The sequence below is a fragment of the Flavobacteriales bacterium genome (assembly GCA_019694795.1).
GTDB lineage: Bacteria > Bacteroidota > Bacteroidia > Flavobacteriales_D > UBA2798 > UBA2798.
Map to the genome: position 1 here is coordinate 252,250 of JAIBBF010000001.1, position 22,771 is coordinate 275,020.

General features: G+C 39.4%; 16 protein-coding genes and 2 tRNA genes. 6 read left to right on the plus strand and 12 right to left on the minus strand.

The window, feature by feature from the left end; translation table 11 throughout:
* Window positions 1-2 precede the first annotated feature (2 nt).
* The 3 genes from K1X56_01085 to K1X56_01095 are packed head-to-tail and all read right to left on the minus strand — an operon-like array spanning window position 3 to window position 3,896.
* Window positions 3-236, minus strand: coding sequence for a hypothetical protein (locus K1X56_01085; protein MBX7093289.1), 234 nt, complete (start codon window positions 234-236; stop codon window positions 3-5).
* 40 nt (window positions 237-276) lie between these two features.
* Entirely contained in the window at window positions 277-1,296 is a 1,020-nt protein-coding gene (locus K1X56_01090; protein MBX7093290.1) for a ketoacyl-ACP synthase III, read from the minus strand.
* On the minus strand, window positions 1,293-3,896 hold the full coding sequence (locus tag K1X56_01095) for a hypothetical protein (protein MBX7093291.1): 2,604 nt from the start codon (window positions 3,894-3,896) through the stop codon (window positions 1,293-1,295). The genes K1X56_01090 and K1X56_01095 overlap by 4 nt, the downstream gene beginning before the upstream one ends.
* 84 nt (window positions 3,897-3,980) lie before the next feature.
* Between K1X56_01095 and K1X56_01100 the strand changes: the two genes are divergently transcribed.
* Window positions 3,981-6,323: a UvrD-helicase domain-containing protein gene (locus K1X56_01100; GenBank protein ID MBX7093292.1), complete on the plus strand. Its 2,343-nt coding sequence runs from the start codon at window positions 3,981-3,983 to the stop codon at window positions 6,321-6,323.
* Between the two features lie 27 nt (window positions 6,324-6,350).
* On the opposite strand, the gene K1X56_01105 is transcribed toward K1X56_01100, so the two are convergent.
* From K1X56_01105 to K1X56_01115, 3 genes are read right to left on the minus strand one after another with little or no spacing between them, the layout of a single operon-like run.
* Window positions 6,351-6,707: a hypothetical protein gene (locus K1X56_01105; protein ID MBX7093293.1), complete on the minus strand. Its 357-nt coding sequence runs from the start codon at window positions 6,705-6,707 to the stop codon at window positions 6,351-6,353.
* Window positions 6,704-7,609: a T9SS type A sorting domain-containing protein gene (locus K1X56_01110; GenBank protein MBX7093294.1), complete on the minus strand. Its 906-nt coding sequence runs from the start codon at window positions 7,607-7,609 to the stop codon at window positions 6,704-6,706. The genes K1X56_01105 and K1X56_01110 overlap by 4 nt, the downstream gene beginning before the upstream one ends.
* Window positions 7,610-7,611: 2 nt before the next feature.
* Window positions 7,612-8,154: an RNA methyltransferase gene (locus K1X56_01115; protein MBX7093295.1), complete on the minus strand. Its 543-nt coding sequence runs from the start codon at window positions 8,152-8,154 to the stop codon at window positions 7,612-7,614.
* 169 nt (window positions 8,155-8,323) lie between these two features.
* On the opposite strand from K1X56_01115, the gene mutS reads away from it, so the two are divergent.
* Entirely contained in the window at window positions 8,324-10,906 is a 2,583-nt protein-coding gene (gene mutS / locus K1X56_01120) for a DNA mismatch repair protein MutS (protein MBX7093296.1), read from the plus strand.
* A 45-nt stretch (window positions 10,907-10,951) separates the two neighbouring features.
* Here the strand turns inward: mutS and K1X56_01125 are convergent, their stop codons facing one another.
* Both K1X56_01125 and K1X56_01130 read right to left on the minus strand, forming a co-directional pair.
* Window positions 10,952-15,343 (minus strand): HYR domain-containing protein, encoded by a 4,392-nt coding sequence (locus K1X56_01125; protein ID MBX7093297.1) that lies wholly within the window; start codon window positions 15,341-15,343, stop codon window positions 10,952-10,954.
* 166 nt (window positions 15,344-15,509) lie between these two features.
* Entirely contained in the window at window positions 15,510-15,878 is a 369-nt protein-coding gene (locus tag K1X56_01130; GenBank protein ID MBX7093298.1) for a TerB family tellurite resistance protein, read from the minus strand.
* 138 nt (window positions 15,879-16,016) lie between these two features.
* Here K1X56_01130 and K1X56_01135 point away from each other — a divergent pair.
* The 3 genes from K1X56_01135 (at window position 16,017) to K1X56_01145 (ending at window position 16,916) form a co-directional block, all read left to right on the plus strand.
* Window positions 16,017-16,089: transfer RNA gene (locus K1X56_01135), tRNA-Gly, on the plus strand.
* A gap of 84 nt (window positions 16,090-16,173) precedes the next feature.
* Window positions 16,174-16,258, plus strand: a tRNA-Leu gene (locus K1X56_01140).
* 313 nt (window positions 16,259-16,571) lie between these two features.
* The gene (locus K1X56_01145) at window positions 16,572-16,916 is read left to right on the plus strand and encodes a four helix bundle protein (GenBank protein ID MBX7093299.1); all 345 of its coding nucleotides are present in this window, start codon (window positions 16,572-16,574) and stop codon (window positions 16,914-16,916) included.
* A 241-nt stretch (window positions 16,917-17,157) separates the two neighbouring features.
* Here K1X56_01145 and K1X56_01150 read toward each other — a convergent pair whose 3' ends face one another.
* The 4 genes from K1X56_01150 to panB all read right to left on the minus strand — a co-directional run bounded on the left by K1X56_01150 (window position 17,158) and on the right by panB (window position 21,461).
* Window positions 17,158-17,493: a copper resistance protein NlpE gene (locus K1X56_01150; protein MBX7093300.1), complete on the minus strand. Its 336-nt coding sequence runs from the start codon at window positions 17,491-17,493 to the stop codon at window positions 17,158-17,160.
* A gap of 26 nt (window positions 17,494-17,519) precedes the next feature.
* Window positions 17,520-19,718 (minus strand): DNA helicase RecQ, encoded by a 2,199-nt coding sequence (recQ, locus tag K1X56_01155; GenBank protein MBX7093301.1) that lies wholly within the window; start codon window positions 19,716-19,718, stop codon window positions 17,520-17,522.
* Between the two features lie 223 nt (window positions 19,719-19,941).
* Window positions 19,942-20,640, minus strand: coding sequence for an RluA family pseudouridine synthase (locus K1X56_01160; protein MBX7093302.1), 699 nt, complete (start codon window positions 20,638-20,640; stop codon window positions 19,942-19,944).
* A 2-nt stretch (window positions 20,641-20,642) separates the two neighbouring features.
* Window positions 20,643-21,461: a 3-methyl-2-oxobutanoate hydroxymethyltransferase gene (gene panB, locus K1X56_01165; protein MBX7093303.1), complete on the minus strand. Its 819-nt coding sequence runs from the start codon at window positions 21,459-21,461 to the stop codon at window positions 20,643-20,645.
* A gap of 143 nt (window positions 21,462-21,604) precedes the next feature.
* Between panB and K1X56_01170 the strand changes: the two genes are divergently transcribed.
* Window positions 21,605-22,648: a hypothetical protein gene (locus K1X56_01170; GenBank protein MBX7093304.1), complete on the plus strand. Its 1,044-nt coding sequence runs from the start codon at window positions 21,605-21,607 to the stop codon at window positions 22,646-22,648.
* The last annotated feature ends 123 nt before the right edge of the window (window positions 22,649-22,771 follow it).

Sequence of the window (22,771 nt, forward strand, 5' to 3'; positions counted from 1 at the left end):
GATTATTTCCTGGACTTCACCAGATCATAAAGTTCACGCACCGTATTGCACTTTCTAAGATCTTCACCATTCACTGCAACATCGTATTCGGTCTCCATTAACGCAATAATAATAAGCGAATGCATAGAACTCCATGAGTCAATTTCCCGATATGGAATATCAGGCTTCAAAGTGCCGGGCGCCATGCCGTCGATTTCATGTTCTATCTTCGACATAAAAACTTCTATGCTATCCATTTACGTTAATTTATTTAAATATACAAAAAATCATGCTCAGTTAAAGTTGAACGATGGTCCCAGACCAAGACAGTCCCGTTCCAAATCCAGCCAGTAAAATCTTATCACCCGGTGCGAACCTTCCTGACCGGATTCCCTCACAAAGTGCAATAGGAATCGTTGAGGCTACCGTATTACCTACTTCGGCCATATAAATCATAAATTTTTCTTCTGGGATATTCAGCTTTTTCCGAAGCGACTCGTTAAGAAATGCGTTTGCCTGATGAAAAACAAAATGATCGACCTGCTCTAAAGAAATTTTATTTTTTTCCAATAAGGAATTTACCATTTTCGGAACCACATTCATGCTAAACAGAAATACACCAATACCATCCATGTAGAGTGTTTCGCGCGAATGAATATTTCCGTATTCGTCGATTATTTCTTTGGACGATTCTTCATCAATCGGATTTCTACCCAAACCATCCTTGATGATTAATTTATCGATATCCTTTCCCCGCGATCCGAATTCAAATGCACCAATCCCCCAATTGTCAGTTCGTGAATCAACCAATGTGGCCGCAGCTGCATCTCCAAATACAAATCGCAGTGACTTATCCTTTGGATGAAGATTTTTTGTAAGTGTAGATGTGGTTAAAATCAACACATTTTTTACCTGACCCGATTCAATCAAGCCCTTTGCCATGGACAATGCATAGGTATAGCCACTACACCCGTGATTGCAATCGAAAGTTCCAACGCTTTCCCGCAATCCCAGGCGATCTTGCAATACACACGAAGTGGCAGGTGTAATATAATCGAACTCAAGTGAACAAAAAATCAGAAAATCGATGGATTCAGGATGGATATTGAAGTCCTGAAATAATTTTATTCCTGCTTCATATGCAAGATCTGAAGCGGTGGTGTTTTTATCCACAACAAATCGTTTCTCAACTCCAACTTTTAACAAATTTGCATTGGAAGCGGCTTCCGGAAAATCCTTAAAAAAATCGGTATTGGAATATTCCTTCTCAGGAGTAATCCATGCAATTGATTTGATATATGCAAAATTTGAACTCACTTAATACCTTCTGCTTTTGCAGCAAATTCATCCGCCGTAGAATGATCATTTATCTCCCGCGATTTGGAGGAGATGATGGAATAGATTTGCTTCAACTCATTTTTCTTTTGTCCTACCCATTGCCCAACAATCATAGCAGAGCTACCATTTTTGGCAACACTCAATTGATAATTAATCAGGTTTAAACGGAATAATTGTTGTTCATCCAGAGAAGCTGCCTTTTTTAAATGGTCTATGCCGGTTTTTGTTTCACCTTTCATCAAATAAGAATTCGCTTTGTGAACCAATAATTGTTCAGGCTGATAAAGCGGATTTTTCTCAAGCCGGTTGCACAAGGTGATAACAGAATCATATTGGGCAAATTCATTGTAAGAAGCAATTAATTTTTCATATGCACTTGCAAGCGTTGCCTGATAAACTAAGGTCTGGTTTAAACAAATCCACATCGAATCGCGTGTTTCGTAATAGCGTCGTTGCGCATAATTGATCCACGGAGATGGTCCTCTGCCCGAATCGGAAAGTGAAGCGACATAAGAAACCATATCCATTCCGCACGATTGCAAAATACTGAACCGAACCACTTGTGCGGGTTGTCCGCTTACTTCATTATTTAAGAACCGCTGAAGATTTCCGGAAAAATAATAGGCTAATGAATCTGCGTTTGGACGAACATCCATTCCCCTAAAATAGTAGGAAACATTTTCACGTACTGTCATAGGAATATTTCTCACTTTCCCCATTAAATCTTCTTTAGATTGTGAACGCATTAAATCGTTCATGGAGAACATGAGATTGCGCTCCACCAATCGTAAAGCCATAAATGCGCGCTCCACTTTTTGAATGTTTTTGGTTGGTTCACCTTCAACAATGTTGGTGTCTGCAATATTTGTAACCCTTCTGATCATCTTTTCCATTAGGGAATACATATCCTTTTCCAAGTCATAAACAGAAGCGAGATTAAAATAAGCTTGTGCATATGCTGTATCTAACTGAACAGCTTTACTGAAATAAAATTTAGCTGTATCCATCGCTTCACGCTGATTAAAATACATGGTACCTAAATTGTTATTTACAGCGATATAATCAGGGTATACATCCAGCGCCTGATGAAAGAAATAAATGGCGGAGTCGATTTTAGTTTTTTTCTGAATGGCGGTCAAAGGCAATAATCCTAATCGGCTTTTATTGATCTGATCGGCATACACGGAAGCCATCAAAGAATTTAGTTTTGCAGACTTGGGCACTGTTTCAACATCTGCTTTATACAAAGATGCAGCCGAATTCCAATCCGCATTTCGGTCGATCGTTTTTACAGAATAAACCAACAGCAATCCGCCCAACACATAAACCATATTGCGGGGCATTTTTTTCCATTTATCACCCGGTGATAAAGAAAATTTAAAGCCACGGATTAATAATTCTGCCACAATCAATGATAATCCGATGGTGGAAGCAAACGCAAAACGCTCGGCTACAATTCCAACGGCAGGAACAACAAAATTGGCAAAGATGGAAATGGCAACAAAAAAGAAAATGACACCATAAGCAATTGGCGTACGATTTTTAAATTCACGAATTGCAAAATAAAGCATCACTGCTATCAATACAAAATAAAGCCACATTTTAGGACTCGACCAGGTACCAAGTTCGATGGTGTTATACCCATAATAAGAAACCAATGGATGAGGGAAAATAAATTTCTGAAGATAAAAACCGATTGTCTCGATAGCTACAGGAATGCGTTCAACCAAATTTAAGTTGGCGGTGTATAATGGATTTTCCAGAAACAATAATTGTCGTTTCTCCGAAGAACCTGACGCAAGCACAATGTACATGGCGCGCATGGCTTTGTAAGCACCGAGGAGTCCGACCACTGTAAAAATCATTCTTGCCCTTGACGGTTTTCCAAAAAACCAAATGGTGAAGGGAATGATGGCAATCATCGGAAGGGAAGACTTTTTCGATAACAAAGACAGTCCCATTAAAAGAATCCCAAATAATATTCTCCATTTACTATTTTGTTCGGAAGCTTTAAAGAAATAGCGAGTTGCGAGTAAAGCGAACAGTAAGCTTAAAATTTCATCTCTGTTTTTAATACTTGCCACCACTTCGGAATGGAGTGGATGGATCATGAAAATAAAAACAGTAAGTGCCGGTAAAATCCAATGATGATTTTTAAACAATTCCAACAAAAGCAGAAACAAGACTACTCCCGTTAGTGCATACAAAATGATATTGAAGAAATGACTGGCAGCGGGATTTTCACCAAAAAACTGATACTCGATAGCGAAACTGGTCAATACAACCGGACGATACTCATAATTTTGTTTTTCATTGACACTGTACCTGCTTTTAAAAATTTTCGGAATGCCGGAAATTCCTTTTGCTACCAATTGGTTTTCTTTCACTACCAGCTCATCATCCATGGAGTAACCATTCCACATGGTTGTTCCATACATCAAAAAGGAAAGCGCAAAGATCATCCAGATCATCCGCTTTTTAAAATTCAAATCGCTCCAGCCTGATTTCTGCGAGGAAACCGGTTTTTCTTTAACGGATGAGGCTTTGGGTGTTGGAGGTGTTTTTTTCTTGGCAGCCATAGTTCAAATATAACTGAAAGCGAAGGTTTTTCAAATTTTATCAACCCCGGAAATCCGCATCAGACTTCTGCTTATTTTTGAGGGATGAATTACGATTACCTTAACGAACTCAACGAAGCCCAAAGGGATGCCGTTACCAATACCGAAGGTCCCATTATGGTGATTGCCGGTGCCGGGTCCGGGAAGACCAGGGTTCTCACTTACCGGATTGCCCATCTGATTAACAAGGGGGTAGACCCTTTTCATATTCTTGCATTGACCTTTACCAATAAGGCCGCTAAGGAAATGAAAGAGCGTATTGGCAAAATTGTTGGCGATTCGGAAGCAAGAAACATTTGGATGGGCACCTTTCACTCGGTGTTTGCCCGCATCCTCAGAAGCGAAGCCGACCGTATTGGATACCCAAGGGATTTTACGATTTATGATACCGCTGACTCTAAAAATCTCATCAAGGACATCATCCGGGAATTAAATCTGGATGATAAAGTGTATAAACCGGGATTAGTATATAACCGCATTTCATCAGCAAAAAACAATTTGATCTCAGCTACGGCCTATGAATCGAACAGCGACCTCGTGGCGGACGACCGAATGAGCGGAAAACCCTTGACTGCAGAAATCTATAAGCGCTACGAACAACGATGCTTTCGGGCAGGAGCGATGGATTTTGATGATTTATTATTTAAAACAAATGTCTTACTCCGCGATTTTCCGGACGTATTGCACCGCTATCAGCAAAAATTCAAATACATTCTCGTAGATGAGTATCAGGATACCAATTTTTCGCAGTACCTGATTGTAAAAAAACTCGCTGCCATGTTTGAAAATGTATGCGTTGTTGGTGACGATGCACAAAGTATTTATGCCTTCCGTGGAGCAAATATTCAGAATATTCTCAACTTCAAAAAGGATTATCCTGATTTTAAAATATTCAAACTCGAACAAAATTACCGGTCAACTAAAGTTATAGTTCAAGCAGCCAACAGTGTTATTGAGAAAAACAAAGAACAGATAAAAAAGGATGTCTGGACCGACAACGAAGAGGGCGACATCATTAAAGTTCTCAGGGCCCCAACCGATAATGAAGAAGGTAAAATTATTGCCTCCTCCATTTTTGAAACCAAAATGAATCGTCAGGCCCGTAATAAAGACTTTGCCATTCTTTACCGGACCAATGCACAATCGCGTTCATTTGAGGAGGCCCTTCGTAAACTAAATATCAATTACAGAATTTACGGTGGACTTTCATTCTATCAGCGAAAAGAAATAAAAGATCTGTTAGCGTATTTCCGCTTAACGGCAAATCATAATGATGAAGAAGCATTAAAGCGGGTAATCAACTATCCTAAACGTGGGATAGGTGATGCTACAGTTGATGCTTTAATTGTTGCCGCGGCAGAAGCAAATACCGGAATTTGGAACGTGATTGAATTCCCGGAAATGCATAATGTAAAATTAGGTTCCGGACCATTAAACAAAATCAAGGAATTTGCCTTGATGATAAAAAGTTTTTCTGTTCAACTCAGTACCATTCCTGCCTATGAATTAGCAAGTCATATTGCTACCTCATCCGGGATTTTAAAGGAATTATATGATGACAAATCACCGGAGGGTGTGAGTCGTTACGAAAACATTCAGGAGCTTCTTAACGGTATTAAAGAATTTACCGAGGCACCTTCTCAAAGCGAAGAAATCAGAAGTCTGAGTGACTTTTTGATTGATGTTGCCCTGCTTACGGATGCCGATAATGAAGATCCGGAGAACAAAGATCATGTTACCTTAATGACCATTCACTCGGCAAAAGGATTGGAATTTCCCTTCGTGTACATTGTTGGAATGGAAGAAAATTTATTCCCTTCACAATTGGCCTTAAATTCAAGGGAAGAACTGGAAGAAGAACGCCGCCTATTTTATGTTGCCATTACACGGGCAGAAAAAGCCTGCACATTAAGCTATGCCCTTACCCGTTATCGCTGGGGAAATTTAACCCATTGCGAACCGAGTCGTTTCATTGATGAAATTGACCAAAAATATGTAGAGCTTCCGCCTGCTCCGAAAGAAAATGCATTTGATGATGATTGGGATACTCCAAAAAATCTTCGTGCTAAACCTTTCTTTGGAAAGAAAGATAATTTATTCGAAGAGCAAACGCCTAAAAAGAAAACACCGGTATCTCATCCTGAGCCTCCACCAGTTAAACGAAATCTGGTTAAAATAGACGAAAAGACAGCCCCATCAAACGCTAGTTCTAATATTGACAATCTCGGATTAATGGTTGGTCACAATGTGAACCATGAAAAATTCGGTAAAGGAAAAGTAATTCAAATTGAAGGTGTGGAACCAAACAGAAAAGCAACTGTTTTCTTCCCGGCTGTGGGTCAAAAACAATTGCTTTTAAAGTTTGCCAAATTAGAAATTCTGGATTAACTAAGTTTTTAGTTTAAAAACTAAACATTAGTTGCATCCGGGGAAAGATTCTACGTATTTGATTTTAATATCCGGGAACGAGGTTACAAACTGTACCTTGATATCAGGAAAAGAAGTAACAAACTGCCACTTTCCGCACTTATCGGGGAAGGACGTCACTTTTTGTACTTTTAAATCCGGAAACGATTCAACGATTTGGACTTTGATGTCCGGAAAAGATTCAACGACCTGCACCTTGCCGTATAGTTTCTTTCCTTTAAAACTACAGGAAGAACAAATATCCGAAGACAGCATGTGATTTTCTTTCAATACAAATGCACTGGCTGAAATTAAAATGATTGTTGCCCCAACAGCCAGCAAAAATCGTGAAGAGATATTTTTCATAGTTTAATTATTTTAAAAGTTTGGTTTGAGGATTGAGAAGAAAGTTTAGCAAAATAATACCCTTTGGTTAATGATTCGAGATTCAATTTAACTTTTCCATTATAGGAAATATCATTTTGAATCAACACCAATTTACCTGCACTATCAAAAATGGAAATAGTAAACGATCCTTGTCCTTCTCCACTTACGGTTAAATAATCAATGACAGGATTCGGGAAAATTGTCCACCCGGAATTTCCAGTTTGATCAATCACCCCGGTGGTAAAATAATTACAATCAAGATTGGGATCGAAATCGATAAAGCCGATTATGGAATCGGAATAGCAACGTATATCGGAATAGAAATTCATGTCACAAGCCATATGAAATCCGGGAAAAAATCCCGATGGTAATCCCAAATTTTCTATTGCCACTCCATCTACACCACCAAAATAAAAATCATTTCCGGTGAAATTATTAAAGTGCAATGAGGTCGTCTTTAAAGTGTAGCCATTGTAAATTACTGAGGAAGTATCTACCACAGAAACCTGGAGCGTATCTTCTAACCAACCAAAACCATAAACAGGAATGGACCAGGCATCTCCGATTGCTGCTCCAAAATCGTATAGCATGTAAAACTGCTGGTAATAAAATGAATAATAAAACACTTTTCCTGTGCCGTCTTTATAAACGTAATTGTTGTTTTGGTCGAACGGAGAGCAGCCCGTAATTCCGCCATTCAATTTCTTGCAGGGAATTCCTTCTATGGTTGTATCTGCAATGCAGGTCATGGTAGCCGGACCAATCTGCGCCGAAAAAGCCCAATTTTCCGTGTAGGTCCAGGTAGCTCCAACAGGAGCAAAATCTTGTGCTTTTAGCAACATGCTAAACGATAAAGCAAAGAGTAAAACAACTGTACGCATAACTATTTATTTAAAGGTTTAAAAAAATCCCACATAACAATCCCCGCACAAACAGAAATATTCAGTGAGTGTTTTGTTCCATATTGAGGAATTTCAATACTTCCATTGCATAAGTCAATAACTTCCTGATCCACCCCTCCCACTTCATTGCCAAAAACAAGGGCATATTTTTCAGCGGAATTAATGTTAAGCTGATCCAATTTCAATGAGTTTTCCGTTTGCTCTATTGCATAAACCACATAGTTTTCATTCTTCAGCCATTCAACTGCTTCTGTGGTTGATTTAAAATAAGTCCAATCCACCGAATCGGTTGCCCCCAGTGCTGTTTTATGGATATCCCGGTGTGGTGGACAAGGCGTATATCCGCAAAGTAAAATTTTAGAAACCTTAAAAGCATCGGCAGTACGAAAAACAGAACCTACGTTATGATGACTTCTAATATTATCCAAAACAATTATCAGCTCAATTTTTTTCAATTGTTTAAACTGATCCACGTTCACACGATCGAGCTCCTCCAGTTTAAGTTTCTTATTCTTGATTGCCATTGTATTTAAATATAAACAAAATAGACCAAAAAAATTGAATAAATCGTTGAAATTGTTCATAAATCCATTTAGAGATATTCCTTCTCTTTCACTTGGGAATCCTACTTTCGGAGTTCAATTTATCCTTGTGTCAAAACCGAAGAAAGATAGTCCAACCGAAACCCCTTTGATGAAGCAGTATAATGCCATCAAAGCGAAGCATCCTGATGCCTTGTTGTTATTTCGGGTGGGCGACTTTTATGAAACTTTCGGAGAAGATGCCGTTAAAACTTCAAGAGTTTTAGGAATCATTTTAACGAAAAGACATAATGGGTCTGCAGGTGAAATGGAGCTTGCCGGTTTTCCTCATCATTCGCTGGACAGTTATTTACCGAAACTTGTTCGTGCTGGATTTCGCGTTGCGATTTGTGATCAGCTGGAAGATCCTAAAATGGTTAAGGGCATTGTAAAGCGTGGCGTTACCGAATTGGTTACTCCGGGTGTTTCGTACAATGAAAAAGTACTGGAAAATAAAAGCAATAATTTTCTGGCAGCAGTTCATTTTTCAGATTCGGCAGCAGGAGTTGCATTTCTGGATGTCTCTACCGGCGAATTCCTGACCGCTCAGGGGAATTTCGACTACATCGATAAACTGCTTCAGAGTTTCAAGCCCAGTGAGGTATTATTTCAAAAGCAGCATCATAAAAGATTTACGGAAAAATTCGGAGACCGGTTTTATACATTTCGTTTAGAAGATTGGGTGTTTACACCCGATTTTGCCAATGAAATTTTACTCCGGCATTTCGGCACGCAATCGCTAAAAGGTTTCGGAATTGAAAATATTCCATTGGGAATTATTGCTGCCGGAGCAACCTTGCATTATCTGGCAGATACAGCACATGATAAAACAGCCCATATATCTTCCCTTTCACGCATTGAGGAAGATCAATATGTGTGGCTGGATCGTTTTACCATTCGAAATCTGGAATTATTATTCAGTCCGAACGATCAGGCAAAAACATTGATTGACATTTTAGATTTCACGCTAACTCCAATGGGTGGCCGACTCCTGAAACGCTGGATGGTACTTCCGCTTAAGGACAAAAACAAAATTCAGGATCGTCAGGATACCGTAGATGCGATTATCCGCAACGAAACGGCGCTTAATTTTTTCGAAAATAAATTATCCGGATTAGGCGATCTGGAACGCTTAATTTCTAAAGCTGCAGTTGGACGAGTTAATCCGCGTGAACTGGGACATTTATTTCGCTCGCTTCAGGTGATTGAACCGATAAAATCTTTTTGCCGCGAAAGTGATAATGCTTCACTTCAACGCATCGGAGAACAGTTAAACCCCTGCGAATCGATTCGAAATAAAATTGCTGCTGAGCTGGAAGAAGATGCTCCGGTTGCATTGGGAAAAGGTCATGTTATACGAAAAGGAATTAATCCTGAACTGGATGAACTGCGTGGTTTAATGTATTCGGGGAAAGATTATTTATTGCAAATACAACAAAGAGAATCTGAAAAAACGGGAATACCTTCACTTAAAGTAGCATTCAATAATGTCTTCGGTTATTATTTAGAAGTTACCCATACGCATAAGGACAAAGTCCCTTCTGAATGGATTCGTAAGCAAACGTTGACCAATGCTGAACGATACATTACAGAAGAATTAAAAGAATACGAAACAAAAATTCTGGGTGCAGAGGAAAAAATTCTCGCCCTGGAAACAAAATTATTTAATGATCTCGTTGCTGCATTATCGGATTACATTCAAATTATCCAGTACAATGCTCAATTACTTGCGCAGATAGATGTTTTCTACAGTTTTGCAAGAGCTGCACTAATCAATGGTTATACCAAACCGGAAATTAATGAGGGAAAAACATTAAATATTCATTTGGGTCGACATCCGGTTATAGAAAAATCTTTACCCGAAGGTGTTCCTTATGTACCGAATGATATTTATCTCGATAACGATCAGCAACAAATCATTATGATAACCGGTCCGAATATGGCCGGTAAATCTGCCCTGCTTCGTCAGACTGCGCTGATTGTTTTAATGGCACAAATGGGTTCTTTTGTTCCGGCACAATCTGCACAAATCGGAATTATCGATAAAGTATTTACACGCGTTGGTGCTTCAGATAATATTTCGTCAGGAGAATCAACCTTTATGGTTGAAATGAATGAAACCAGCAGTATTCTGAATAACATTTCCGACCGCAGTTTAATTCTACTTGATGAAATCGGTAGAGGAACGAGTACCTACGACGGAATTTCAATTGCCTGGGCCATTGCCGAGTTTTTGCACGATAACGGTAAAGCGCGACCAAAAACGTTATTCGCTACCCATTACCACGAACTAAACGACATGGAAGGTACTTTCCCTCGCATTAAGAACTTTAATGTTTCGGTAAAAGAATCAGGAAACAAAGTCATTTTCATGCGAAAATTAGTACCAGGTGGTAGTGAGCATAGTTTCGGAATACACGTTGCAAAACTCGCAGGAATGCCCTCCAAAGTGGTTTTAAGAGCCAATGAAATACTTTCTCAACTCGAAGCTTCCCACGGAGCTGCAGAACGAGGAGAAAAAACCGGGAAAAAATCACCCGTTGCGGGTGATGAAATGCAGCTTAGCTTTTTTCAATTGGATGATCCGGTTTTATCTCAAATCCGCGATGAGATTGAAAATACCGACATCAATACGCTCACTCCCGTAGAAGCTTTGATGAAGCTGAACGAAATAAAAAAACTTATCGGAAAATAAAAAACCCCGCCTTTTGAGCGGGGTTTTTCTATTTATAAAACCGAATTAGTCCATCAACACTACACGCTGAACCATTTTGTTCGAAGCGTTTTCTATAGTGATAAAATAAACTCCACGTTCGAAGGTGCTTAAATCAATCGTTGTTTGAGTTCCATTTACAGATTTTGTTAATACAACTTGTCCAACTGCATTGATTGCACTTACATTGTACTGACCAGCATTACTTAATGTAAGATTAAAGATTCCATTGGAAGGATTTGGATAAATTGAAACCTGAACAGTATTCAATTCGCTAACTCCAACCTGAGAACCGATCGTTACTTGGGCATTTTCTGTACAGCCATTTGCATCCGTTACAATTACATCATAGGTTCCTGCAACTAATCCAGAAGGATCTTCGGTAGTAGAAGTAAATCCGTTTGGACCTGTCCAACTGTATCCATATGGTGCAGAACCACCGGTTACAATCAGGTTAACAGAACCATCATTTCCTTGCATTTCATCGAAACCGATGGCAGTTGCTGCCATAACTGAAGGTTCATTTACGGTAACAATAGACGAAGCTGTACATCCATTATCATCTGTAATAGTTACTGTATAATCACCACCGTGAAGTCCATTTACATCTTCAGTTACAGAAGTGAAATTGTTTGGATCCACCCAGTTAAATGAATAAGGAGAAATTCCTCCTGTTACAGTAATATCAATTGAACCATTTTGATTTCCATTACATGTTACATTGGTAATTGCAGTTGAAATATCAATAGCATCCGGCTCTATAACATCTACATCAATCGTTGCGATACAGTTGTTGTTATCGGTAACTTCAAGTGTATATGATCCTGCGCTTACTCCTGAAATATCTTCAGTAGTGCTGCCGTTCACATCATTCCACAAATAAGTAGCAGAAGTTGCAGTTCCGTTAAGTACTACATCAATTTGAATATCTCCTGTTACATCACCATTACAATTTAAATTCAACACAGAGCTGGCATTTAAACTAACGGTCGGACCATTTGGATCTACAACAGAAAGTGAAGCTGTTCCGGTACATGAATTATCGTCGGTAACAGTTACTGTGTATGAACCTGCAGCCAGATCTGTTGGATCTTCATTGCTTGAAGAATAGCTGCCACCATCAGTCCAACTAAATCCATAGTTAGCACTTACAGTACCACCATTAACAGTAATAGAAGCTGTACCGTCGTTTAATCCGCATACTGAAGGATCAGTAGTGAAATCTACGGTAACATCTATTGCAGAAGGTTCAAAAATAGTAACGCTTCCTGCATCTGCACATCCATTGGCATCAGTAGCAAAACCAGAATAGGTACCTGCTGATAAACCTGATAAATCTTCCGAGTTGATAGTTCCGTCCCAAATTACAGTATATGGAGCTGTTCCACCGCTAATAGTAATATCGATGAATCCATCATTACCACCATTACATGAAACATCTCCTGTTACTACTCCTACAACTGCAAAATCATTCGTTACTGTAACATCAAAAGAAGATGTGGTAAAATTACCGGCATCATCCGTTGCTGTATAGGTTACAGTAGTAGTACCAACTGTAAATGCATCACCTGAAGCATAATCTGAAGTAATTACTACAGTTCCTCCACATACATCACTTGCTGTAGGTTCTGTCCATGTAACAATTCCTGTACAACCATTATTATTAGCAGCAATGGTAACATCTGTTGGCATAGATGCTAAAACAGGTGCTTCATTGTCTACAACAGTCACAGTAAATGATGAATTGGTTGTTTGTGAAGAAGCGTCGGTGTATGCATACGTAACGGTTGTTATCCCAACAGGGAATAAAGAACCTGAAGATAAACCTGCAGTTAATGTTCCTGATAAACCATTACCATCACAATCATCATTAAATGTAGGTGAAGTATAGTTCACAATTGCTCCACATGTAGAAGCATCAACGTTTACATTGATATTAGAGGTGGAAGTCGCAACTGTTGGAGCATTATCCTGTACAGTAACAGTTACTGTATTGGTCATCTCCAAATTGCATGAACAGTTTGATACACCGGTTTGCCATGCGATATTTTCATCAACATTGGTAAGGATACCTTCGTTTGCATTCACAGAATGATCAGTTGCAGTTGTGCTTCCAGAAACCTGATTAAAGTTGTAATACAACAACAATCCCATTTCATTACCATTTACACAATTGCTCATGTTCGCCGATACTTCACTTGCTGATAAAGCGTAATTCCAGATTCTTAATTCATCCAGATTACCGCCAAAATTATCTGCTCCCCAACCCGTATTACCAACATGTACTACACCTGATCCGTTGTAATCTCCCGATGCAATACGTGTTGCTGCCAATACGCCATCCATATACAGATTTTGTGTATTGGTAATTGCATCATAAGTGCCTACCCAATGGTGCCAGTTTAAGTCGGTAATTGCAGCAGTGTTGATATCGTCAGCCCAAAATGCCATGGTAAACTCATTGCTTCCTCTGAATCCAAAATGCAATGCCTGGTCTGTACCAGGTGTACCTTGTGATACGATAAAATCATTTGTTCCAATTGAATTTCTTTTGGCCCAAACTTCAACAGAGAAAGATCTTCCTCCTATCGAAACCTGATCGGTAGTAATGATTTCATCATTTACACCATCCAATAAAATTCCATTCACATTGCTCTCCGCATAAACGTTATAAGTAGTGGTTGAAGATAAATTTCCTGTAGAGAAAGTTAAGGCACTTCCCGTTCCGGTAGTTGGACCATCAACTACAGCATTAGTTGCATCGTTACGCAAATAATAGGTAACACCACTTTGTGATGAAGCGGTGGTAATTGTAGTTCCTGTATTTGGACAAACAATTGCAGCAGTTGCAGCAGTTGTTTGATTTGAAAGTGCATTTACAGTAAGTGTAGGAGTGCTTGTCATTTCAGCCGAACAAGAACCGCAAGTTCCGGAACCGCTAACCCAGTCTTGTGCCGGATTCATATTTGTAAGCGTTCCATTTGCTCCACCCAAAACATCAGTTAATGTGGTTGAGTTAACACCGTTTTCATATTTGTAATAAGCCACTAATCCTGTTTCTGTTCCAACAAGACATTTATACATAGCAGAGCGAATTTCAGATTGAGAACGAGCAACATTCCAAACACGCGTTTCATCCATTTGTCCGATTAATGGTTTATGTACACCAGGTACTCCGGCACCAATGGTTAGCGGACTGGTAGTAGTAAGAGGAACGCCTGTATAGGTAGTACTGGCCATTTCCACTCCGTCTAAATAAATTTTACAAATAGAACCGGAACGCGTAGCAGCGATGTGATGCCAACCTGAACCAGGAGTGATCACATTTGTTGTAGACAAATTCAAATCTGTTGTTCCATAGATTTGCCATAAAATAAATCCGGAAGGATTCAGCCAAAGTCCATAGTTACGATTAATAAAATCTCCTTTACCAACAAGGCGAACCCAATCAGAAGAAGTAGCATCCACTTTTACCCAGGTTTCTAATGTAATATCACCTGTGATAGTTAATGGAGCGCTATTACCACAATCAACATAATCATCTACACCATCAAAATCCAAAGCACCGGAGGCAGATTGTGCATATACATTATACGTAGTTGTTGTAGTGGTAACACCAGTATTTAAATCAATCGCCGCACCGGTTCCTGCAACAGGACCACCAATTACAGTATTGTCGGCATCGTTGCGCAAATAGTAGTTCATTCCGGCTTCAGATCCACCAAGGTGAACATCGGTTGAACCGGAACAAATCAGCGAACTTGAAATCAGGGACACTGATTGATTTGCTGCAGAAACAACATTTACCTGAATTAATTGACGTGGACCTTCACAACCACCGGCATCAAGCTGAGATACGCCATAATAGCGTGTACCCACTGCAGCAGTACTTGGTGTTGGAGCAGTTGTTGTATGTCCGGAACCATATTGATCCGTATACCAACGCAAAGAAGCACCTGTTCCATTTAAAGATGCCATTAATTGGGCAGCAGTTGCACCCTGGCAATAGGTATAACTAGTTATTGGTGTAGTTGGCAATGCAGGAGCAGATGCTGAGTTAGAAGTAACATGCAAGCTAGCATCTACCGTATGCCATGTACCGGCATTGGAAGTCACCTGTAAACTGGTAATCGGAATATATGGTGTTAAATCTAAAGTAGTAGGGGTAGGAAATGAACCCAAATTCGTTCCGTTTACAATTACGGAGAAGTTTCCACTGCTCCATACAAAGCCGTTCCAAATTCCACAACTACCATCCAGACTAACCGATGTTTGGCAAGTTGACAAATAGTTAAAATTGACCGAGGCTGTAATTCCTCCATTTACACCTGTAGCTTCATGATAGTCTACAGTGTGTGTCTGAGCCGTCCCTAGCAAGTGGAAGGATGTGGCCCAAACCATCAGTAAAAGTTTTTTCATAGATGTTATTTAGTTTAGGCCGAAAATAAATTTTTGAAAACAAACTAAATAAGAACGGAGACGCTATGACGTGAAATGCAAAACTTTGTATTTAAAATACACAATCGAATGCTTGAGGGGAAAGAAATGAACCGGACTTAAAAAAATAAATAACCTGCGTTTTGGATTACCCTTCCAGGTGTTCAATATCCCATCCATTAAATAATTCATTCAGAAACTGGTTTTCCTCGACCGTAATTTTTTTATCGGCAATCACCATTTTAACTGCTTTATTTAAAAAATCGATGCGTTCTTTCTCTGTAGAATCCTCATAAAAATCGCCCATTGCTTTCACAAAGTGATTGTAATATTCGTCTCTCGGTAATTTCGATAATTCCTCTAATTCATTATCGAGGTTGACATTAAATGGGAAACTTTCACTGAGATAATCGACCATCATTAAACCTTCTTCGGGCGAAAACTCACCATCCGAATTAGATATAATCATTAATATATGATAGCCGGCGATTACCTTGTTAAACTTTCTCGTTTTCATTGCAATTGTATTTACAGGGTAAAAATAGAATTGGATACTCAAGAAAAAAATTTTGGGGGTCTAAAATATTTTTTATTTTTGCAGTCCATTCTTCGAATCCTTTAGCCTACCCTTCTAGGTTAAAGACTTGAAAATCAAGCGGGAATAGCTCAGTTGGTAGAGCATAACCTTGCCAAGGTTAGGGTCGCGAGTTCGAGTCTCGTTTCCCGCTCAAAACCTCTCGGAAAAGAGAGGTTTTTTTTTAGGACTTTCAAATGTCCGCAAGATAAGAACCGGTTTTACGGTTCAGTTCTTTGCCCGGGTGGTGAAATGGTAGACACGAGGGACTTAAAATCCCTTGGGCAGTAATGCCTGTGCGGGTTCAAGTCCCGCCCCGGGTACAAAATCAGAGCGAGAATGAGAGCGAGAGCGAACATTCTGCTCTGATTTTCCTTCGTTCTGATTCTGATTCTCATTTCGTCCACCATTAAGTTTGAATTAATGTCCAAACCAAATGTATACAGCGAGAATGAGAGCGAGAGCGAACATTCTGCTCTGATTTTCCTTCGTTCTGATTCTGATTCTCATTTCATCCAACATTAAGTTTGAATTAATGTCCCAAACGAAAGTATACAGCGAGAATGAGAGCGAGAGAGAACATTCTGCTCTGATTTTCCTTCGTTCTGATTCTGATTCTCATTTCGTTCAATATTAATGTTTGAATTCCAAAATTTAGAAGTTTATAAAAAGGCTAAGGCATTTCACTCCGAGTGCAGAAAGCTAATTAATACTAACAGGCTAGATAATTACGTGAAGGACCAATTAGGGAGAGCTTCATTCAGTATTCCCTTAAACATTGCCGAAGGGAGTGGGAAATTTTCAAAGGCAGACAGAAAAAGTTTCTTTGTCATTGCAAGGGCTTCTGTTTTTGAATGTGTAGCGGTTTTAGATATACTAAGTGATGAAGAAGTAATTTCAAAAGAATCATTTCAATCACTTGTTGAAAAGGCTGAAGAACTTTTCAAGATCCTATTTTCAATGATTAGGAACCTGAGTTAATCAACACCACCCTCACCCCTATTCAAAAACAGAATTGCCGGGGAAATTTTCATTTGGAATTTTACTCTTTTAATTCCCTCGATCAATACAAAGTAGAAAAACAATTAGCGTTTTATTTGCCAAATGAAATAACCTCAACGATTTTTTCTCATGTAAATAAGGAGCAGGGTAAATCAAAAAAATAAAAAGCAAAAAAAATCCCGCATGTATGGTGCGGGATTTATTCTATTCGTATTACGATTTACTTTCGTTTTAAAACGATATCGTTGTCCTTCGATTTAAATTTCAAGAGGTCACCCTCGATGGTTACACCCATCATGGTTTCTTCTTTTCTTCCTTCAGGTTGAAGAATAATATCCTTTTTGTCTTCGGTCCATTTCCATGTCCCCTTTTCTTCCCTGCCATCCATAGAAACAGTAATTGTTCCATCACCATGGAATGTAAACACTGCTGCTTTTTCGCGTTCGCTTAATTCTTCGCCGGAAACAGATTCCATTGCCCAGCTACCTTCGATGGATGGTCCACCCCCACAGGAGATGAACAACAAAAGGATAAATCCTAAAATTGCTTTTTTCATTTTTTGTAAGATGTATTTGTGATTTATTAATTGGCCATTTCACTCATGAACTTAATACGCATGAGCCGCAATTCCTCTTCAGAATATGCACCATCAAATTCATGGTAAGCATCCGTCAACGAATCGGATTCTGCACTGCGGAAATAATCAAAAATTTCTTCCTGACAATCCTCATCCAGCACATCATCGATTACATAACTGATATTAATCCGGGTACCGGAAGCAACAATGCTTTCTATTTCGGCTACAACTTCATTCACGGATTTACCTAATGCTTTTCCAATGCTTTCCAATGAGAGTTTTCGGTCGACATTCTGTATAATCTGAACTTTAGCGCCGGATTTATTGACTACGGATTTAATCACTAAATCTTGCGGACGATCAATGTTGTTTTCTTCGACGTATTTAGCAATCAAATCAACAAATGGTTTACCAAATCGCTCGGCCTTTCCTGCTCCAACTCCGGTAATGTTGTTTAATTCTTTTACGGTTATCGGATATTGAACAGACATATCCTCCAATGAAGGATCCTGAAAGACTACAAATGGCGGAACATTTTTTTGTTTCGCGATTGTCTTGCGTAAATCCTTTAGCATACTGAATAGATTTTCATCTACCGCAGTTCCACCGGATTTTCCGGAAATAATATCATCATCATCGTCACTGGAATCACCTTCGTAGTCGTGTTCCTTTAACACCATAAATGAAACCGGGTTTTCCATAAAGGCCTTCCCTTTTTTGGTGATGTTTAAAACACCATAGGTTTCAATTTCTTTATTGATGTATCCTGCAACAATGGACTGACGAATTACGGCCGCCCAGAATTTATCGGAATGCTCTGCTCCTTTTCCAAAAACTTCAAGTTTATCGTGCTTGTAAGTGCGGATATCGCCCGTTAAATCGCCGGTTAAAATACTGATAAGGTGTTTTGCTTTATGTTTTTCTTTGGTCTCGGCAATTGAATCGAGAAGAATTAATAATTCATCTTTTCCTTCTGTTTTTTCACGTGGGTTCCTGCAGTTATCACACATATCCCCGCAGCTTTTCTCTTCGAAGTGCTCACCGAAATAATAGAGGAGGTATTTTCTCCTGCACATGGAGGTTTCTGCAAACGAAACAATCTCATGCAATAATTGCTTGCCGATTTCAACTTCGGAAACATGTTTACCGTTGAGGAATTTTTCAAGTTTTTCAACGTCTTTATAACTATAAAAAGCAAGGCAATGTCCTTCCCCACCATCCCGGCCTGCACGACCCGTTTCCTGGTAATAGGATTCTAATGATTTTGGAATATCATGATGGATTACAAAACGGACATCCGGCTTGTCGATTCCCATTCCAAAGGCAATTGTGGCAACAATAACGTCAACATCCTCCATCAAAAACATATCCTGATGTTTTGCGCGGGTAGTTGCATCTAATCCTGCATGGTATGCCAGTGCTTTTATTCCGTTGACCTTTAGAATTTCAGCTATTTCTTCAACTTTTTTCCTGGATAGGCAATAAACAATTCCTGATTTCCCCGACTTGGTTTTAATAAAGCGGATAATCTCTTTTACAACATCACGTTTAGGGCGAACTTCGTAAAACAAATTAGAACGGTTAAATGAGGCTTTATAAACCGTAGCATCCATCATACCTAAATTCTTCTGGATATCCATTTGAACTTTAGGTGTAGCCGTTGCCGTTAATGCAATAATGGGTACATTTTCCCCTACCTGATCAATCATTGGGCGTAGCTTGCGGTATTCGGGACGAAAATCATGTCCCCATTCCGAAATACAGTGCGCTTCGTCAATTGCAAAAAAGGAAACTTTAATGGTGGTGAGAAAATCTATATTTTCCTGCTTCGTGAGCGACTCCGGTGCAACATAAAGTAATTTTGTTTTACCGTCGAGAATATTCTTTTTTACTTTTTGTATTTCTGCCTTGGTTAAGGAAGAATTTAAAAAATGTGCTACGCTATCATCTGAACCATAATTGCGAATGGAATCAACCTGATTCTTCATCAAAGCAATCAAAGGAGAAACAACAATAGCTGTTCCCTCCATCATCAATGCGGGCAACTGATAACAGAGCGATTTTCCACCTCCGGTTGGCATGATAACAAAAGTATGGTTGCCCGAAAGTAAATTATTGATAATAGCTTCCTGATGCCCCTTGAACTTATTAAAACCAAAAAATTTCTGTAGTGCGTCCTTCGGGGAAATCTCTAATGTCTCCATCTCTAAATCTAAAACTTTGTTCTTGTTTTTCATTTACAGTACTAATATATAGGAAAAAAAAATGGTTTCCCGACAGATCAGACCACTTTTTATTAATAAAACTACGATACAAAGAAATTGTTCGATGAATTGAAATTGTAGACCGCCCAATATTCCAAAGAGAAATGTTTGGAATTTTTCAGGAATTTAAAGAATGAACAAAATGTGTTATGAAATTGGAATCTTAAGTTAAATTAACTTTTGCTTCCATATCCCGCCACAAATTATCAGAAGGAACCGGTGCTTCAATTGTAATTGGTAAACCGCTTGTTGGGTGAATAAAATCGAGTTTGCGGGCATGCAGGGAAATAGATCCGTCTTTATTGCTGCGCTCAGCTCCATATTTTAAATCCCCTTTTATCGGCGACCCAATAGCTGCCAATTGCGCTCTGATTTGATGATGGCGTCCGGTTAACGGTAATATTTCCAATAAATGATAATTTTCTCCGGAGGCAATTAAGCGATACTTCAATTCTGAACGTTTGCTTCCCGGGACTTCCTTTTGAAATGCTTTTGATTTATTGGTTTTTTCATCCTTCACTAAAAAGTGAACCAAATCATCTTCCGGTTTAGCAGGCTTTTTTTTCACCAGTGCCCAATAGGTTTTCTGTATGTCTTTCTCTCTAAAACTTTCCGACATCCTGCTGAGTGCTTTACTGGTTTTTGCAAATAAAACCACGCCGGTTACAGGACGATCAATCCGGTGAATTACTCCACAAAAAACATTTCCGGGTTTATTGTATTTCTCCTTCAGATAACGTTTTAATGATTCACTCATTGGTTCATCACCTGTTTTATCACCCTGCACAATTTCTCCTGAACGTTTATTTACGGCAATGAGATGATTGTCCTCATAAATGACTTCCGGAGAATATTCTTTCATGTTTAGTACGATTCTTTTTCATTGGGGAAATCCACTTTTTTCACATCGGTGATAAATTGTTTCACTGCCCCATTGATAATACTGCTTAAATCGGCGTATTTCCGCAAAAATCGCGGCTGAAATTCTGTGTTAATCCCCAACATATCGTGCATCACTAAAACCTGACCATCTACGCCAGAACCTGCACCTATACCAATAATTGGAATAGTGACTTCAGATGCCACACGCGCGGCCAACTTTGCCGGAATTTTTTCCAATACAATGGCAAAACATCCCGATTCTGCTAATAAATGTGCGTCTTCAATCAAACGATTGGCTTCTTCTTCTTCTTTTGCACGAACAACGTAAGTACCAAATTTATAAATGGACTGCGGTGTTAATCCCAGGTGACCCATAACCGGAATACCTGCCGATAAAATTCGCTCCACTGAATCTTTAATTTCTCTTCCGCCTTCCATTTTCACAGCGTGCGCACCCGATTCTTTCATAATTCGAATGGCAGATGCCAAGGCTTCTTTGGAATTTCCCTGATACGAACCAAACGGCAGATCCACTACCACCAAACATCTTCCTGCAGCTCTTACTACAGAGGAAGCGTGATATATCATTTGATCCAAAGTAATAGGCAGCGTAGTTTCGTGTCCTGCCATCACATTGGATGCCGAATCTCCCACTAAAATCACGTCAATTCCTGCTTCGTCGATGAGTTTAGCCATGGAAAAGTCATAGGCTGTCAGCATCGAAATCTTCTCTCCTCTGGCCTTCATTTCAGCCAAAACGTGGGTAGTTACCCGCTTAACTTCTTTTTTTGCGAACGACATGTAAGTCTGTTTTTTGGCAAATCTACGATATTGAGGGAATTATGCCCTGTAATGTCTACGAAAACAGGCAAAGGGTCGACCTGATGAACGAACGGTCCGCCTGATGATTGTTTTTTTAATATTTTTGAGCTTCAGATTTAGCAATGAAGACATTTAAAAATATTCTGGCAGGATTCGCAGCAGCCACTGCGCTTGTTTCCTGTTCTACCGATTTCGACATTATCGCTCCTTACGAAGAGCATACGATTGTATTTGGGCTATTGGATCAAAATGACAATATCCAGTGGATCAAAATCAATAAATCATTTCTGGGTGATGGAAATGCCTATGATATGGCCGCCATTCGCGATAGTTCTGAATACGACCTTGTTGTTGGTAATGTAGAAGCCTGGGCGGGTGGAGCATTACAAGCCACTTATCCACTTCGTGATACCGTAGTTACAAATCGTGATTCAGGTGTATTTTATTATCCTGAACAAACTCTTTATTACTTTAATGCCACACTGAACGACGCTTACGAATACCGTTTAAACTTACAGGTAGGAGAAAACGGAAAAGAAGTATCGGGCCGCACCAACCTGGTGAAGAATACCAATTTTACGGGTAACATTACCGCATTTTCATTTGCCTACTCCACTAGTTCTATAACTGGTGTTTACCCGCCAAACTCCCAGGTAAGGTTTAATACCGGTCAATACGGAAAACGTTACGACACCTGGTTACATTTTTGGTACGATGAATACACGGCCAGCGGAGTTGAGCGGAAAGACTTAACATGGAAAATTGATAATTACATTACCTTATCTACCAATGGAGGTGAAAACCGGACCATTACATTTGATGGAGATGCTTTCTATCGTTATGTTTCCCAACAAATTCATTTTGACGCGAATGTAATTAAGCGGATTCCAAGGCAGATGGATATTCAAATTGTTGCTGCCAGCGAAGATTTGTATACCTACATGAAATTGAATGAACCGTCCACCGGAATTGTTCAGGAGAAGCCTTCGTTTACCAATCTAACAGACGCTATCGGTCTATTTTCCAGTCGCTATACCAAATGGATCAGAGGTAAAGTGCTTAACAAGGACTCCATGAATGAATTGGCGATGGGCCAATTTACCAATGGTCTTCAATTCTGTTCCGACTCATTAATATGGGCTGCAGAACCTTGTGCTTGTCCTTAAAAAAAGACGAATTGTCCTGAAATAACAGCCGGAACTGACGTTTCCGGCTTTTTTTTGGTTTTGACAGTCAAAATCCTGCCATTTTTTCTGTTTTTATTCCCTTCATTTCCATTGGCACATCTA

Bases quoted from the DNA above. Each gene is read 5' to 3' on its own strand.
- K1X56_01085 (MBX7093289.1), bottom strand. From the start codon at position 236: ATGGATAGCATAGAAGTTTTTATGTCGAAGATAGAACATGAAATCGAC.
- K1X56_01095 (MBX7093291.1), bottom strand. From the start codon at position 3,896: ATGGCTGCCAAGAAAAAAACACCTCCAACACCCAAAGCCTCATCCGTT.
- K1X56_01100 (MBX7093292.1), top strand. From the start codon at position 3,981: ATGAATTACGATTACCTTAACGAACTCAACGAAGCCCAAAGGGATGCC.
- K1X56_01105 (MBX7093293.1), bottom strand. From the start codon at position 6,707: ATGAAAAATATCTCTTCACGATTTTTGCTGGCTGTTGGGGCAACAATC.
- K1X56_01110 (MBX7093294.1), bottom strand. From the start codon at position 7,609: ATGCGTACAGTTGTTTTACTCTTTGCTTTATCGTTTAGCATGTTGCTA.
- K1X56_01115 (MBX7093295.1), bottom strand. From the start codon at position 8,154: ATGGCAATCAAGAATAAGAAACTTAAACTGGAGGAGCTCGATCGTGTG.
- mutS (MBX7093296.1), top strand. From the start codon at position 8,324: ATGAAGCAGTATAATGCCATCAAAGCGAAGCATCCTGATGCCTTGTTG.
- K1X56_01125 (MBX7093297.1), bottom strand. From the start codon at position 15,343: ATGAAAAAACTTTTACTGATGGTTTGGGCCACATCCTTCCACTTGCTA.
- K1X56_01130 (MBX7093298.1), bottom strand. From the start codon at position 15,878: ATGAAAACGAGAAAGTTTAACAAGGTAATCGCCGGCTATCATATATTA.
- K1X56_01145 (MBX7093299.1), top strand. From the start codon at position 16,572: ATGTTTGAATTCCAAAATTTAGAAGTTTATAAAAAGGCTAAGGCATTT.
- K1X56_01150 (MBX7093300.1), bottom strand. From the start codon at position 17,493: ATGAAAAAAGCAATTTTAGGATTTATCCTTTTGTTGTTCATCTCCTGT.
- recQ (MBX7093301.1), bottom strand. From the start codon at position 19,718: ATGGAGACATTAGAGATTTCCCCGAAGGACGCACTACAGAAATTTTTT.
- K1X56_01160 (MBX7093302.1), bottom strand. From the start codon at position 20,640: ATGAAAGAATATTCTCCGGAAGTCATTTATGAGGACAATCATCTCATT.
- panB (MBX7093303.1), bottom strand. From the start codon at position 21,461: ATGTCGTTCGCAAAAAAAGAAGTTAAGCGGGTAACTACCCACGTTTTG.
- K1X56_01170 (MBX7093304.1), top strand. From the start codon at position 21,605: ATGAAGACATTTAAAAATATTCTGGCAGGATTCGCAGCAGCCACTGCG.